At 65.2% G+C, this 15,512-nt stretch carries 12 protein-coding genes; 7 read left to right on the plus strand and 5 right to left on the minus strand.

Annotation, left to right across the window (positions count from 1 at the left end):
- Window positions 1-240: 240 nt before the first annotated feature.
- The 4 genes from boxA to OIN59_RS11025 form a co-directional block, all read right to left on the minus strand.
- A complete protein-coding gene (gene boxA / locus OIN59_RS11010; protein WP_274110573.1) occupies window positions 241-1,518 on the minus strand; it encodes a benzoyl-CoA 2,3-epoxidase subunit BoxA in 1,278 nt (425 codons plus the stop codon).
- Window positions 1,519-1,665: 147 nt separating this feature from the next.
- Entirely contained in the window at window positions 1,666-3,093 is a 1,428-nt protein-coding gene (gene boxB / locus OIN59_RS11015) for a benzoyl-CoA 2,3-epoxidase subunit BoxB (protein ID WP_274110193.1), read from the minus strand.
- 62 nt (window positions 3,094-3,155) lie between these two features.
- Window positions 3,156-4,826, minus strand: a complete 1,671-nt coding sequence (boxC, locus tag OIN59_RS11020; RefSeq protein WP_274110196.1) for a 2,3-epoxybenzoyl-CoA dihydrolase — start codon at window positions 4,824-4,826, stop codon at window positions 3,156-3,158.
- A 260-nt stretch (window positions 4,827-5,086) separates the two neighbouring features.
- Window positions 5,087-6,028: a helix-turn-helix transcriptional regulator gene (locus OIN59_RS11025; protein WP_274110197.1), complete on the minus strand. Its 942-nt coding sequence runs from the start codon at window positions 6,026-6,028 to the stop codon at window positions 5,087-5,089.
- Window positions 6,029-6,220: 192 nt separating this feature from the next.
- Between OIN59_RS11025 and OIN59_RS11030 the strand changes: the two genes are divergently transcribed.
- From OIN59_RS11030 to OIN59_RS11045, 4 genes are read left to right on the plus strand one after another with little or no spacing between them, the layout of a single operon-like run.
- A complete protein-coding gene (locus OIN59_RS11030; protein WP_274110199.1) occupies window positions 6,221-6,688 on the plus strand; it encodes a 4-hydroxylaminobenzoate lyase in 468 nt (155 codons plus the stop codon).
- A 49-nt stretch (window positions 6,689-6,737) separates the two neighbouring features.
- On the plus strand, window positions 6,738-8,288 hold the full coding sequence (locus OIN59_RS11035; RefSeq protein WP_274110201.1) for a 3,4-dehydroadipyl-CoA semialdehyde dehydrogenase: 1,551 nt from the start codon (window positions 6,738-6,740) through the stop codon (window positions 8,286-8,288).
- Between the two features lie 43 nt (window positions 8,289-8,331).
- Window positions 8,332-9,885 carry a benzoate-CoA ligase family protein gene (locus OIN59_RS11040; RefSeq protein WP_274110203.1) on the plus strand — a complete coding sequence of 518 codons (1,554 nt, stop codon included), beginning with the start codon at window positions 8,332-8,334 and terminating at the stop codon, window positions 9,883-9,885.
- Window positions 9,886-9,929: 44 nt separating this feature from the next.
- A complete protein-coding gene (locus tag OIN59_RS11045; RefSeq protein WP_407655089.1) occupies window positions 9,930-10,712 on the plus strand; it encodes an alpha/beta fold hydrolase in 783 nt (260 codons plus the stop codon).
- 59 nt (window positions 10,713-10,771) lie between these two features.
- On the opposite strand, the gene OIN59_RS11050 is transcribed toward OIN59_RS11045, so the two are convergent.
- The gene (locus OIN59_RS11050) at window positions 10,772-11,464 is read right to left on the minus strand and encodes a Crp/Fnr family transcriptional regulator (protein WP_274110208.1); all 693 of its coding nucleotides are present in this window, start codon (window positions 11,462-11,464) and stop codon (window positions 10,772-10,774) included.
- Window positions 11,465-11,602: 138 nt separating this feature from the next.
- Here OIN59_RS11050 and OIN59_RS11055 point away from each other — a divergent pair, with 138 nt between their 5' ends.
- Genes OIN59_RS11055 through OIN59_RS11065 form a run of 3 tightly spaced genes read left to right on the plus strand, consistent with a single transcriptional unit; the run spans window position 11,603 to window position 15,419 of the window.
- Window positions 11,603-12,595, plus strand: a complete 993-nt coding sequence (locus tag OIN59_RS11055) for a Bug family tripartite tricarboxylate transporter substrate binding protein (RefSeq protein ID WP_274110575.1) — start codon at window positions 11,603-11,605, stop codon at window positions 12,593-12,595.
- A gap of 10 nt (window positions 12,596-12,605) precedes the next feature.
- Window positions 12,606-13,571, plus strand: a complete 966-nt coding sequence (locus OIN59_RS11060; RefSeq protein ID WP_274110210.1) for a 3-hydroxyacyl-CoA dehydrogenase NAD-binding domain-containing protein — start codon at window positions 12,606-12,608, stop codon at window positions 13,569-13,571.
- Window positions 13,572-13,619: 48 nt separating this feature from the next.
- Window positions 13,620-15,419, plus strand: a complete 1,800-nt coding sequence (locus OIN59_RS11065; RefSeq protein WP_274110212.1) for a feruloyl-CoA synthase — start codon at window positions 13,620-13,622, stop codon at window positions 15,417-15,419.
- Window positions 15,420-15,512 lie beyond the last annotated feature (93 nt).

Below are 15,512 nucleotides of genomic sequence, written 5' to 3' on the forward strand. Positions count from 1 at the left end.
TTCGCAGGAACGGAAGAGCAGCCCATTGGTCAGCGCCTGGCGTTGCAGCTGTTACACATGAGAAGGGCGCAGAACGGCGCCTCACAAAGGCCCCGCCTATTGCCAATTGCCTGTTGCGAGGGGGCTCAACAGGATGTCGTTTCTCCAACAGGCCATCGGGCCGGCTGCAGCCACCAACGCCGCGATTTCAGGCCAAAAGACGGCTGGGGCCATCTAGCTGGTGCGATTCACGCTTCAGCCTCAGTACGTCTCCAGATGCAGCCGCCCCTCGCGCTGCAGTGCCGCCCCCAGGGCCTCCCAGCTCAGCCCCGCCTCCTGTGCGATGTCACGCAGTGCCATCACCACGCCTTCTTCCATGCCCTTGAGGCCGCAGACGTAGAAGTGGCTGTTGTCATCGCGCAGCAGGGCCAGCAGGTCGGCGTCGCGCTCGCGCATCAGGTCTTGCACATAGCGCTTGGGCTGCCCGGGCGTGCGGGAGAAAGCCAGGTTGATGTCGATGAAGTCCTTGGGCAGGCTTTGCAAGGGCCCGAAGTAGGGCAGCTCCTGCTGCGTGCGGGCGCCGAAGAACAGCATGAGCTTGCCGCCCTCAAACTTGCCGCTGTTGCGCAAGCGTCGCCGCCACTCGGTCATGGCGCGCATGGGGGCGCTGCCCGTGCCGGTGCAGATCATCACGATGTGCGATCGTGGGTGGTTGGGCATGAGGAAGCTGCTGCCGAACGGCCCCACCACCTGCACCTTGTCGCCCACCTTCAGGTCGCAGACATAGTTGGATGCCACGCCACGCACGGGGTTGCCGTCGTGGTCCACGGTCACGCGCTTCACCGTCAAAGCCAGGTTGTTGTAGCCGGGCCGCTCGCCGTTGCGTGGGCTGGCGACCGAGTATTGGCGAGCGTGGTGCGGCTTGCCCAGTGCATCGGTGCCCGGTGGGATGATGCCTATCGATTGCCCCTCCAGCACGGGAAAGGGCATGCTGCCGAAGTCGAGCACCACGTGGTGGGTCTCACTCTCAAAGCCAGCCTCGGTGCAATTGAAGTTGCCGACCACGGTGGCGGTGGTCGGGCTTTTGGGCGGAAACAGGTTCGTATAAGGATGAGCGGCAGACCAGGGCGGCACCGTGGCTCCGTACTGTGCGGAGCGGAATACCTGTGTGCCTGGTTCTGCAGGCGCTTCGGGGGCTTGCTGCAGCGTCGTCGCCTCTGTGGCGGGCTCTCCGCCTGCTGCGACCAGTTCATGGGGGGCGAGCTCGCCCGGCAGTTCTTCCCAGCTGAACTGTTCGTCAATGGTGTAGGCACGGGCCACTGGCACCGCACGCCAGTTGTCGATAGAGCCCGTGGGGCAAGGCGATATGCAGGCCATGCAGCCGTTGCACACATCGGCTCGCACCACGTAGTTGTTGTCGTCGTGTGTGATCGCGTTGACCGGACAGGTGGCCTCGCAGGTGTTGCAGCGAATGCAGATCTCCGGGTCTATCAGATGTTGCTTCAGGATGCCGTTGTCGATCAGCGTGTGGGTTTCCATAATCATTTTTCGGGCAATGTCTGTCGACTGGTGCTGTGACCTTGCATACGTTGGCTGCCCTCTGTCAATGCAGAGCAGAACCGCCTTGCCTGGCCGCAGGCGCCGTGTTGCCTCAGTGCGAGGCTGGCGCTGGCGGCTCGGCAGCGATCAATTGAACCGCACGTATTCGAAATCCACAGGCTGGCGGTTGATGCCCATGACAGGGGGGGCAATCCAGCCAGCGAACTTGCCCGGATCGACCACACGGCCCATCAACGACGCCACAAACGCGAAGTCTTCGGGCGTGGGCAGCCACTCGGCCTTGCGTGCGGTCCATTCCGCCTCGCTCACCACGCGGCCGTCGGGCGACATCTTGATGCCCGCCAGGGCACCGATCTGGCGATTGAAGGCCTTGTGAGGCACCACCAGGCGGGTGGGGATGCCAGCCTTCTCCAGCACCTTGTTCCATCGCCCAACACCCGCCATGGAGTCCTTGATGAAGTCGTCGCGCAGCACTTCGTTGAGCGCGTTGAGCATGGGGACGTCCTTCTCTAGCAGCTGACCATCCCTGACCTCCAGCACCTTGTAGGTCTGGCCTTTGAGCACATGGTCGTCCGTGCGTTTGCCTTCTTCGTAGCGGCCCTTGAGCCCCGAGCTGTAGAACGTGGCGGCGTTGCTCGACTGGTCAGCGCCGAACAGGTCGATGGTCACGCTGTAGTGGAAGTTGAGGTAGCGCTGGATGGTGGGCAGGTCGATGGCCCCGGCCGCGCGCACCTTGGCAGGGTCGTCGGTCTTGAGGTCGTTCATCACCTGCGCGGTGCGCGACAGCACACGCGAAATACCGCTTTCGCCCACGAACATGTGATGGGCCTCTTCGGTCAGCATGAACTTGGTGGTGCGCGCCAGCGGGTCAAAGGCGCTCTCTGCCAATGCCGAGAGCTGGAACTTTCCGTCGCGGTCGGTGAAATAGGTGAACATGAAAAATGCCAGCCAGTCCGGCGTTTTTTCATTGAAGGCGCCCAGGATGCGCGGGTTGTTCTCGTCGCCGGACTGGCGCTGCAGGAGGGCTTCGGCCTCCTCGCGACCGTCGCGACCAAAGTGCTTGTGCAGCAGGTACACCATGGCCCACAGGTGGCGGCCTTCTTCCACATTGATCTGGAACAGGTTGCGCAGGTCGTACATGCTGGGCGCTGTCAGGCCCAGGTGGCGCTGCTGCTCGACCGAGGCGGGCTCGGTGTCGCCCTGGGTCACGATGATGCGGCGCAGGTTGGCGCGGTGCTCGCCAGGCACGTCCTGCCAGGCCTTCTCGCCCTTGTGGTCGCCAAAGTGGATTTCACGGTTGGCATCGCCAGGGTTCAGAAAGATGCCCCAGCGGTAGTCGCGCATCTTCACGTGGCCAAACTGTGCCCAGCCATTCGGGTCCACGCTCACGGCGGTGCGCAGGTAGACCTCGTGGTTGGTGGAGCCCTCGGGGCCCACATCGTCCCACCAGTTGATGAAGTTGGGCTGCCAGCCTTCGAGCGCGCGCTGCAGCGTGCGGTCTTCGCCCAGGTTCACGTTGTTGGGGATCTTCTCGCTGTAGTTGATGGTGCTCATGAATGTCTCCTCGTTGGATGGAAAACCGACTACCCGTTCGGCCCGAACGGTCGGGGTTGGGGCTAGACGCGGTTCAGATCGAAGCCGGCTTTCTGGCCAGTGCCATAGACCTTGAGCGCACCTTTTTCACCCACGGCGTTCGGGCGATTGAATATCCAGTTTTGCCAGGCGGTCAGGCGGCCGAAGATGCGGGTGTTCATGTTCTCCTTGCTGGCAAAGCGCAGGTTGGCTTCCAGGCCGGTAAGCGAGTCGGGTGACATGGCGGCGCGCTCTTCGATGGCGATGCGGATCTCGTCATCCCAGTCGATATCGTCCGGGGCTGCGGTCACCAGGCCCAGCGCCAGGGCCGCATCGGCATCCAGCGGCTTGCCGACGGCTGCGCGGGCAGCCTCCATGGGCGTGGCGTCTTCGTAGAAGCGGCGCTGCAAGCGGCTCTGGTCGTTCACCATGGGCAGCAGGCCGAAGTTGAATTCATTGAGCGTGAGGTGGGGCGCGCGCTCCGCGTCGTCGGGCAGGGCAAGCATGTAGGTGCGGTCTGCGGCAAAGGCCAGTTCGGCCAGTGAGCCCGCAAACGCAGAACCCGTCTCCAACAGCGCAAACAGGCTGCGCGAAGACACATCAAGCCGTGCGAACGTGCGGCGCAGCGCACCCACCGTTTCGCGTACCAGCCAGTGGTCCTGGTGGGCCAGCAAGGTGGCATCGTTGGCAAGCACTGCCTGCGCGTCCCCCTCTGTTTTCAGCAACCAGGTGCCAATGTCCAGTTCGTTGGTGCGCAGGTTCAGGATGGCGTCGTCCAGCTCGCGGGCCAGGGCCAGCGGCCACCAGGCGGCGCCCGCTGCTTCAATGGCTGCAGTGTCTGTGGGTTGTGGCCCTTTGGGCGCTTGGATGCACAAAGTGGCCGTGCGCCGCACGCGATCGATGTCCACCGCCACGTGCTGGTAACGCATGCCGTCGGCATGGTCCTGCCGCTCCACGCGTGGCAGAGCAATGCCTTGCGCGGCGCTGGGGCGGGTGCTGGTGTGCGCCAAGGCTGCTGCACGCTCTTGCACCGCGGCGGCAAATTGCGCAGGCTTGGCGATACGGTCCACCAGGCGCCAGTCCACCGCGCGCTGGCCGCGCACGCCCTCCACGCTGGTGCAGAAGATATCGGCCAGATCGTGGCGCACGTGGCGCTTGTCCGTGACGCGTGTCAGCCCACCCGTGCCCGGCAGTACGCCCAGCAGGGGCACTTCGGGCAGCGATACGGCAGACGAACGGTCATCGACCAGGATGATTTCGTCGCATGCCAGCGCCAGCTCATAGCCACCGCCCGCGCAGGCGCCGTTCACTGCCGCAATGAACTTGATGCCGGAGTGCTTGGAGGAGTCTTCAATGCCGTTGCGCGTCTCGTTGGTGAACTTGCAGAAGTTGACCTTCCAGGCGTGGCTGGAGACCCCCAGCATGAAGATGTTGGCGCCCGAGCAAAAGATGCGGTCCTTGTCACTGGTGACGATGACGCTGCGCACGTCGGGGTGCTCGAAGCGGATGCGGTTGAGCGCGTCGTGCAGCTCAATGTCCACCCCCAGGTCATAGCTGTTGAGCTTGAGCTTGTAGCCAGGACGGATGCCGCCGTCCTCCGCAATGTCGAGTGATAGCCGCGCAACGGCGCCCTCGACCGACAAAGTCCAGTGGCGGTATTGCGTGGGGTTGGTGCGGTAGTCAACGCGTTCAAGGGCGTGAGTGGAATCTGCCATAAGGTCTCCGTGGAGAATTAATGCAATATAGTGCTTGTTTTTGCAACTGATGTGCATCATGGTGCATGTTTTGTGGCGTGTCAATGCATTTTTATGCCGATGGCATTGCTGCAGACAGCGCTCGAAAGCGCCGCGTCGGGGCGTAGGGAAGAGCGCTGGAAGGGGGGGCACACTGCCCGCCGTGGTGACAGGCGTTGTGCAGCGCGGGGGCAGAGTGTGTGCAGGGGCGGCGGTGTCAGCGCGCGCCCTGGTGCGGAGTGTTATGCCGCGCGGGCCATGGCCTTGCGCACACTGGCACTCAATGTTTGCAGGCTTTGCTCGGGCGTCTGGCCTGAGGTATCCACCGTGATTTCGGCCTTGGAGTAGAAGGCTGCGCGCCCGTCCAGGATGCGCTTGAGGTCGTCCATGGCCTCTTTGCTGGCGGCCATCGGGCGCATATCGCCCTGGGCCACCACGCGCCCCATGTGCTCCTCGGGGGTGGCTCGCAGCCACACGGTGGTGCAGTGGGCCAGCAATTCGTTGAAAGTGGCGGGGTCCGACACGATGCCGCCGGGCGTGGCGATGACCACCTCACTGTGGATCTGTATGGTTTCCTCCAGCGCCCTGCGCTCGTAGCGGCGGTAGGCGGTGGTGCCGTACAGATCGTGGATCTCGCGCACGCTGCACCCGGCCAGTGCTTCAATGGCGCGGCTCAGTTCGATGAATGGAACATCCAGTTCGCGCGCCAGCAGCGGCCCCAATGTGGACTTGCCAGCTCCCCGTAAGCCCACCAGCGCGATACGGCCGTGCCTCGCGGTGTCGTTGTGGCCACCACTCAGCAGCTCGTGCAGCGCCATACGGGCGCGGCGCAGCTCGGACTCGCTGCGATGCTCCAGCAGTTCCCGGATCAGCAGCCATTCGGGCGACAGCGTCGTGAAATCGCCCACCAGCTCCGCCAGAGAGCAGTGAAGTGCATGGGCCACCTGCTGCAGCACCAGGATGGAGGCATTGCCAGTGCCGTACTCCAAATTCGCCAAGTGGCGTTCCGACACGTCGGCGGCCACCGCCACCGCCTTGCGGGTCAGGCCCCGCTGCGCGCGCAGGTTGCGGACCCGCTCGCCCAGTGCCACCAAGAGGGGGTTTTTGGGCTCCTCGCCCGTGGGCGGCGCCCCCTCTTGCGCGAAGGCGGGTGCCAGCAGCCCCGCCGTTTCTGTTTCGTTCATACCCATCCTTTTCATGGAGCACCCTGGCCTTCCTCAGGGAAAACGCCATGCATGCACTATAGTGCTTGACATGGATCTTTTAGGTAACTATGGTTCATAGATTGGCAAAATACTGCATGTTTTTGATGCGCGCAAGGCGGTGGATCAAAAACGGTGCAGATTGGGCCCCGACTCTAGCTGCACCCATTGCCCATGTCCGACAAAACTGCATTTCACCAAGCCTTGGTCGATCTGACCGCCCAACTTGATGGCAGACCCCTGGATGCTGCCCTGGCGAACTGGCTCAACACCGCGCATGGCCCCGCCAGTGCGACCTACCAACGCCTGCGGGAGGCGTGTATTCAGGGTGCGCGTGAGGGCTGGTTGTGCGAACGCGAGGGCGGCGGTATTCGTTATGGCCGCGTGTTCAGGCCTGAGGACGCCTTGCACCGGTTTTCGGTGGATGTGGTGGACATGCAGGACATCGCCGGGCCTCACCACACCCATCCACAGGGTGAGATCGATTTGATCATGCCGCTGGAGGGGGATGCGTTGTTTGACGGCCACCCTGCTGGCTGGTGCGTCTACCCGCCCGGCAGTGCCCATCACCCCACCGTGGCACAGGGCAGGGCCCTGGTGCTGTACCTGTTGCCGGAAGGTCAGATCCATTTCACCCGGTAGCGCCAGCGTTGCTGCTCCCATTTCCCCTTTGTTCTGAAAGATTGACTGCATGACTGAACTGCTCGCCAACCATGTCGCCGGGCGCTGGCAACACGGAACAGGGTCTGGCGCCGAGCTGCGCGACCCTGTGCTGGGTACAGCCCTGGTGCGGGTGGACGCCACGGGGCTGAATCTACCCGCGGCCTTTGCGTTTGCCCGTGAGCAGGGCGGTGGCGCACTGCGCGCTGCCACCTATCGTGAACGGGCTGCCCTGTTGGGGGCGGTGGCCAAGGTGCTGCAGGCGCACCGGGACAGTTACTACGACATCGCCACAGCCAACTCGGGCACCGTTAAGACGGACTCTGCGGTGGACATTGACGGCGGTATCTTCACGCTCGGCCAATACGCCAAATGGGGTGATGCGCTGGGTGATGTGCGTGTGCTGCGCGACGGGGATGCGGCCAGGCTGGGCAAGGAACCGGTCTTTCAGTCACAGCACCTGCAGGTGCCCCGGCCTGGGGTGGCGCTGTGCATCAACGCATTCAACTTCCCCGCTTGGGGGTTGTGGGAGAAAGCCGCACCCGCCTTGCTGTCGGGCATGCCGGTCATCGTCAAGCCCGGCACATCCACGGCGTGGCTGACCCAGCGCATGGTGCAGGACGTGGTGAACGCCGGGGTGTTGCCTCCAGGTGCCCTGTCGGTCATAGCGGGCAGCTCGGCGGGGCTGATGGACGCACTGCAACCCTTTGATGTGGTGTCGTTCACCGGCTCTGCCGAGACGGCGGGCATCATCCGCGCGCACCCGGCGGTGGCGCAGCGCTCGGTGCGCGCCAACATCGAGGCTGACAGCCTCAATGCCGCGCTGCTCATGCCCGATGCAGCGCCCGACAGCGCGGCCTTTGACTTGCTGGTGCGCGAAGTCGTCCGCGAGATGACGGTCAAGTCCGGGCAAAAGTGCACCGCGATCCGCCGCATCCTGGTCCCCGCTGCGTTGTACGCTGCGGTGGCCGAGGCTGTCAGCGCCCAGCTGGCCGGAGTGGTAGTGGGCAACCCCCGCAACGCAGAGGCGCGCATGGGCTCGCTGGTGAGCCGCGCGCAGTTCGATGCGGTGCAGGCAGGCATTGCCACACTGAGTGCCCACACCGAGGTCTTGTACGACGGCCGAACCCGGCCGCTGGTCGATGCCGACCCTGCGGTGGCCGCATGCATCGGCCCGGTGCTGCTGGGCGCGCGCGATGCTGATCGGGCCTCCATCGTCCATGACGTGGAGGTGTTTGGCCCGGTCGCCACCCTGCTGCCCTACAACGATCTGCCCCATGCTCTGGCCCTGGCACAGCGTGGCCAGGGCTCGCTGGTGACCTCGCTCTATGGCGCTGACGACAAGGCCCTGGCCAAGGCCGCCGTAGCGCTGGCTGCCAGCAACGGCCGCGTGCACGTGGTCACGCCTGCGGTGGCCTCGGCGCACACGGGCCACGGCAATGTCATGCCCATGTCGCTGCATGGCGGACCCGGCCGGGCGGGTGGTGGCGCTGAGCTGGGCGGCCTGCGTGCGCTGGACTTCTACCACCAGCGCAGTGCGGTACAGGCCAGCCCTGAAGTGCTCGCGGCGCTGGGCTGCTGAACCCCAGGGCCCAACAACAACGCCATCCACACGGAGACTCCCCATGACCCGCCTTTCAGAGCCGTTCAATTTTGCGGAACACCTGTTTGCGCTCAACCGCGCGCGGGGTGACCGCATCGCCTACATCGACGACCAGGGGACCCTGAGCTACAGCGCGCTGGAAGACCGCGCACGGCGCATGGCGGCCGTGCTGGCCAACGCCGGTGTGCGGCGCGAGGAGCGTGTGCTGCTGCTGATGCTGGACACCAGCGACTGGCCCGTGGCGTTTCTAGGCTGCCTGTACGCCGGTGTGGTGCCGGTGGCAGTCAACACGCTGCTCAAGCCCGACGACTATGCCTACATGCTGACGCACTGCCGCGCGCGGGCGGCGCTGGTCTCCGGCACATTGCTGCCGGTGCTGAACGAGGCGCTGGCCCTGGCACCCCACCATGAGGTGCGTGCTTGCGTGGTGTCGCTGCCGCAAGGCCCGCTGGGTGCGGGGGCTGTGGACATGCAGGCCGCCATTGCCAGCACCCCCGCGCTAACTGCGCCCGCCCGCACTGGCCCGGACGAGCCAGGGTTCTGGCTTTATTCCTCGGGTTCCACGGGCAAGCCCAAGGGCACGGTGCACACGCAGGGCAGCCTGCGGTGGACGGCCGAACTGTATGGCAAGGCGGTGCTGGGCCTGACTGACAAGGATGTGTGTTTTTCTGCCGCCAAGCTCTACTTTGCGTATGGCCTGGGCAACAGCCTGACCTTCCCTTTGTCGGTGGGTGCCACGGTGGTGCTGATGGCCGAGCGACCCACGCCCGCAGCCACATTTGAGCGCTGGACACGCCACCAGCCCTCGGTTTTTTTTGGGGCTCCCACCGGTTTTGCCGGCATGCTGGCTTCGCCCCACCTGCCTTCCCGAAGTGCGGTGGCGCTGCGCATGTGCTCGTCTGCCGGCGAGGCGCTGCCGGCCGAGATCGCGCAGCGCTTCAAGGACCATTTTGGTTGCGACATCATCGATGGCATTGGCTCCACAGAGATGCTGCACATCTTCCTGTCCAACCGGCCTGGGGAGGTGCGCTACGGCACCACGGGAAAACCGGTGCCAGGGTACGAGATATCGCTGCGCGGCGAAGACGGCCGTGAGGTGCCGCAGGGCGAGATTGGCGACCTCTACATCCAGGGCCCCAGTGCCGCGCTGATGTACTGGAACGACCGCACCAAAACCCGCGAGACCTTCCAGGGCGCGTGGACCAAAAGTGGCGACAAGTACGTGCGCGATGCCGATGGCTACTACACCTACGCAGGGCGTAGCGACGACATGCTCAAGGTCAGTGGCATCTATGTCTCGCCGTTTGAGGTGGAGGCTACGCTGATGCAGCACACCGCCGTGTTGGAGGCGGCCGTGATCGGCACGCAGGACGCCGATGGCCTGACCAAGACCAAGGCGTTTGTGGTGCTCAAGGACGGGCAGGCGGTCACGCCGGATGAACTCAAGGTGTTTGTGAAGGAACGCCTGGCGCCCTACAAATACCCGCGCATGATCGAGTTTCTGTCGGAGCTGCCCAAGACGGCCACCGGAAAGATCCAGCGCTTTCGGCTGCGCGAGCGGGAGCAACGGGCGTGAGCGCAAGCACCACTGCGCCAAGCCCAACCGGTTACACAGAGCGTGTGCCTGTCGTCTGGCGCGACCGCACGGTACAGATCGAATACCAGTGGATAGGCCCCGAGCGCAGCGATGCTCCCTTGGCGGTGTTTCTGCACGAGGGCCTGGGCTCGGTGGCGATGTGGAAGGACTTCCCGCACCAGTTGTGCGATGCGGGCGGGCTTCGGGGGCTGGTGTTCTCTCGTCCTGCCTATGGCCGGTCTACCCCCCGGGCTGCGGACGAGGTGTGGGGCGTGGACTTCATGCACCAGCAGGCGCATGAGGTCGTGCCCGCATTCCTCGACGCTCTGGGGGTGAAGGAGGCGCCCTGGCTCTTCGGCCACAGCGATGGGGCATCGATCGCCCTCTTGCTCGCCGCACGCTGGCCGCAGCGTGTGCGCGGACTGGTGCTGATGGCGCCACATATCTTGGTGGAAGACGTGACGGTGCAAAACATAGAGCGCGCGCGGGACGCCTACGAACAGACCGATCTGCGCCACAAGCTGGCGCGTTACCACGACGATGTGGATTCGGCCTTCTGGGGCTGGAACCGCATCTGGTTGGCCCCGGCGTTTCGTGCCTGGAACATTGAACCGGAAATCGCCCAGATCCGCGCCCCCGTGCTGGCCATTCAGGGCTGTGATGACGAATACGGCACCTTGGCGCAGATTCGTGGCATCGCCCAACGGGTGCCGGGCACCCGGTTGCTGGAGCTACCGGACTGCGCGCACTCGCCGCACCGTGACCAGTCTGGCGCGGTGATTGCCGCCACGGTGGCTTTCATGAAAGCACACAGCACGCAGAGATAGCGGCAGCTGCAGGCGTGGGTCGGTGGTTCGCCCGCGCCCCGGTGGAGATGTCGCGGGCGCTATTCCACCTGGTGCCGCAGGCCTTCCAGGTCGGTGACGGTGATGCCGCCGTACTCGATCTCCAGCAGGCCTGCGGCCTGCAGCCGCTTCAACGCCGCGTTGCAACGCTGGCGCGACACACCCGAGAGGTTGGCAATTTCCTCTTGCGACACCTGCAGGTGCGTGTCACTGCCCGGATGCAACCAAGGGTGGAACAGGCCTGCCAGCGCACGCGCTACCTGGCTGTCGGTGTCCAGCAGATGGTGGGCCGTGAAGTTGCCCAGAAACCAGTGCATGCGCTCGTTGATCTGGTGCAGCAGAAAGTGGTCAAAGCTGCGCTGCGTGGCGTGCAGCCATTCAAAAGTCTCCACCGGCATCAGCGCGACGCGGCTGGGCCGCAGTGCGATGACATCGGCCGTGCGGGGTGTGCCACGCAGCAAGGTGCCCTCGCCAAACCAGCTCCCCGCCGAAAGCCCGCCCAGCGTGACCGCGCGGCCATCCCCAGAGGTCACGGTCCACTTCAGCAGCCCCTCGATGGCGCCGTACCAGTGCGCCGGGGTATGGCCGCGCCGGCACAGGGCGCCGCCCTGCGGCACTTCGACCTCGCGCACATCGTCCATCACCCGCTGCTGGGCGGTGCTGTCCAGTGCCGGGAACCAGGCCGAGCGCAGCAGAAGATCGGTAAGGGTGGGGGGAGCCAGTTTGACCAACATGGTGAGAGTGTCTCCTGCGCCCCATGCTGCTGTACAGGCGCGTGCGCGTATTCCCTGAGTCCAAATGTCATCGCGATGACTGAGTGTGTGAGGGCTCCAAAAAATAATGGCTGCTCTATCCACAGGAGACACATGATGATGCACACGCGCCGCCAGTTCATGCACCACGTCGGTTGCGCCTCTGCGCTGGGGGCCTTGTCGCCGCTGGCCGCCTGGGCGCAGGCCGTCGACCAGGTCAAGATCTTCTATGGTTTTCCTGCGGGCAGCGCGGGTGACAGTGTGGCGCGCAGGGTGGGCGAGAAGCTGGCCGCCTCGCCTTTCACCCGCAACTCTGCGGTCGTTGAAAACAAGCCCGGCGCGGGCGGCCGCATTGCGCTGGAGTCGCTCAAGGGTGCGCCCGCCGATGGCAGCGTGCTCACGCTGTCGCCGTTTTCGTGCACCTCCATCTATCCGCACATTTACAGCAGGCTGAGCTACGACCCGGTCAAGGACTTTGTGCCGGTGTCTATCGGGGCCGTGATGCACCATGGGCTGGCCGTGGGGCCGCTGGTGCCTGCCTCCGTCAAGACGGTGAAGGACTTCCTGGCCTGGGCCAAGGCCAATCCCGGGCAGGCCAACTACGGTTCGCCCGCAGCGGGTTCCACGCCGCACTTCATTGGCGCTCTGCTCGGTTTGAACCACGGCGTGGACCTCAAGCATGTGCCGTACCGTGGGTCCATTCCTGGTGTGACCGATGTGGTGGGCGGGCAGATCGCGTCGATGGTCACGCCCAGTGGAGACTTCATTCCCAACCACAAAGCGGGCAAGCTGCGGCTGATCGCCACCTCGGGCCAGGCGCGGTCTCCGTTCTCCCCCGAGGTGCCCACGTTTGCAGAGCAGGGCTTTCCAGAACTCACGACCGAGGAGTGGTTTGGCTTTTATGCGCCTGCCCGCACTCCAACGGCCGTGGTTGCTGCCGCCAATGCGGCCATCAACACCGCGATCAAGGACAAGGCTGTCATCGACAGCCTAGCCGTGGTGGGGCTCATCGCCAAGGGCTCTACGCCAGCGGAGATGTTGGCCTCGCAACAGGCCGAATACGAGCGCTGGGGGCCGTTGGTGAAGAAGGTCGGCTTCACGGCAGAGTCTTGAAAGGTCGCGCATGGCACACACCGTGAAGCGCGTGGCCGTGGTGGCCACCGGAACCATTGGCGCCAGCTGGGCCGCATATTTTCTGGCGCAGGGACTGGATGTGGATGCCACCGACCCGTCGCCTGGGGCCGAGCAGCGCCTGCGCGACGCGGTCGCCACGCACTGGGTGGCGTTGTCGCAGCAGGGACTGGCCCAGGGAGCCAGCCAGGAGCGCCTGCATTTTCATGCGCAGCTGGAGGATGCCCTGGCGCAGGCCGACTTTGTGCAGGAGAACGGTCCCGAGCGGCTCGACTTCAAGGTGGACCTGTTCCGCCGCATGGATGCTGCGGCCCCTGCGCATGTTTTGTTGGCTTCCAGCTCCTCGGGCCTGGCGGTGACGGACATGCAGAGGGATTGCGCGCATCCTGAGCGCGTGGTGCTGGGCCATCCGTTCAACCCGCCGCACATGATCCCGCTGGTCGAGGTGGGCGGCGGCGAGCACACCGCACCTGAAGCGGTGGCCGATGCCATGGCGTTCTATACCCGCATTGGCAAGCGCCCCATCCAGGTGCGGCGCGAGATCAAGGGGCACATCGCCAACCGCCTGCAGGCCGCGTTGTGGCGCGAGGCCTTTCATCTGGTGGACCAGGGCGTGGCCACGGTGGAAGACATCGACACAGCCATCTCCCAGGGCCCCGGCTTGCGGTGGGCGCTGATGGGGCCGTTCATGAACCTGCACCTGTCGGGCGGCGAAGGTGGCATTGCCCACGTGCTGGCCCACCTGGGCGGGCCCATCGAAGGCTGGTGGCAGGACCTGGGCACCCCGTCCATGACCGAGGCCTTGCAGCACCAGGTGACAGAGGGCGTCGCACAGGCGTTGGGCGCACGGCAGGCCGGTGAGCTGGCCCGGGCGCGGGATGCCTTGCTCATTGAGCTGCTGCGCGCCAAGCAGGCGTCTGGCCTGCTGAGCGACCCCGATCCCGATACGCAGGCCTGAGGCATAGCTCCCCCTGTTTTGACCCTCTATCGCTCCCGAGAACCCACCATGTACCCAGCCTTTCTTGATGACGAGCGCCAGATCGCCCCTGCACGTGCTGTGCGCACCCAGTTTGACGATGGTTCTTTCACACTGCGCTCTCCGATGGTGCTGCAACCCTATGCGCGCTGCGTGGGAGAGTGGCTGGAGCGCTGGGCGCGCGAGACGCCTGACGCGCTGGCGCTGGCCGAGCGTGGCGACAGCGTTGAGGGCTGGCGCAGCCTGACCTATGCGCAGCTGCGCCGTCAGGTGGGCGCCGTGGCCCAGTCGCTGCTGGACCTGCGGTTGCCAGCCGGGCGGCCCATTGCCATCCTGTCCGACAACGCTGTGGACCACGCGGTGCTCATGCTCGCGGCCATGCATGTGGGCATCACCCCCTGCTCGCTATCGAGCGCGTATGCGCGCTCTCAGGACCACAGCCGCTTGCACAGCATGCTGGCGGTGCTGGAGCCCAGCCTGGTCTATGCGTCCGATGCCAACATCTATGCAGCCGCCCTGCAAGGGTGGGACAGCGATGCCGAGCGAGTGTTCAGCCGCAACGCCTCCACGTGTCCGGGTGCGCTGCCCTGGGAGCATCTGCTCGCCGGGCGAGAAACGCCCCAGGTGCAGCAGGCCATGCAGGCACTGCTGCCCGACGATCATGCCAAATACCTGCTCACCTCCGGCTCCACCGGTCGGCCCAAGGTGGTCATCAACACCCACCGCATGCTCTGCGCCAACCAGCAGATGATGGCTCAGGCGTGGCGCTTTCTGGAGCACGAAAAACCGGTGCTGGTGGATTGGCTGCCCTGGAGCCATACCTTTGGCGGCAACCACAACCTCAACATGGTGCTGTGCCATGGCGGCACGCTTTACATTGATGAGGGGCGGCCCGTGCCGGGGCTCATTGAAAAAACGGTGCGCAACCTCCGCGAGGTGCAGCCCACCATGCTGTTCAACGTGCCTCGGGGCTTTGACATGCTGCTGCCGTATCTGGAGGCCGACGACCGCCTGGCCGCCGATGTACTTGCGCGCATGCGGCTGGCCTTCTACGCAGCGGCGGCGCTGGCGCCATCGACCTGGCAGCGCTTGCAGGCCGTTGCGCGGCGCGTGCGCCCCGCGCAGCCGCTGTGGCTCACGACATCGTGGGGGTCCACAGAGACAGCGCCTGCCGTCACCACCGCGCACTGGCACCTCGAAGGTGCGGGCTGCATTGGCGCACCCTTGCCGGGGCTGGAGCTGAAGCTGGTGCCCAACGGCAGCAAGCTGGAGATGCGGGTCCGTGGCGTGTCGGTGTTCGCTGGCTACCGCAATGCCCCGCGCGAGACGGCCGCCGCGTTTGATCATGAGGGGTTCTACCGCATCGGCGATGCGGGCTATCTGGTGGACGCGGAGCAGCCAGACAAAGGCGTGGTCTTCAACGGGCGTGTGGCGGAGGATTTCAAGCTGTCCAGCGGCAGCTGGGTGTCGGTGGGCACGTTGCGGGTGGAGCTGGTGTCGCAACTGGCGCCACTGGTGCAGGACATCGTGCTCACCGGGCATGACCGCGACGAGGTGGGCATGCTGGTGTTTCCGTCTGCGGCCGGTACGGCCGATGCGGTGCGACTGGAGCAGGCGCTGCAGGCTGCGATGCGTGCGCGCCGCGACGCGGGCGCTGGGTCTTCGCAATGCCCCACACGGGCCATGGTGATGGACACGGCACCCGATGCAGATGCCGGAGAGATCACCGACAAGGGCTACATCAACCAGGGGGCGGTGCTCTCACGCCGCGCGGCGGCGGTGCAGGCGCTGTATGCCAGCCCTATAGCTCCAGGCGTCCTCATGGTCTGAGTGCGCAGGGCATGCTGGGGTTGTCGTTGTGCTCCTCCGCGTGCCCCACAAATAAAACAGGGGCCTTGCGGCCCCTGTGGTTCTGACGCAGGC

Source organism: Acidovorax benzenivorans, from assembly GCF_028680575.1.
GTDB lineage: Bacteria > Pseudomonadota > Gammaproteobacteria > Burkholderiales > Burkholderiaceae_C > Acidovorax > Acidovorax benzenivorans.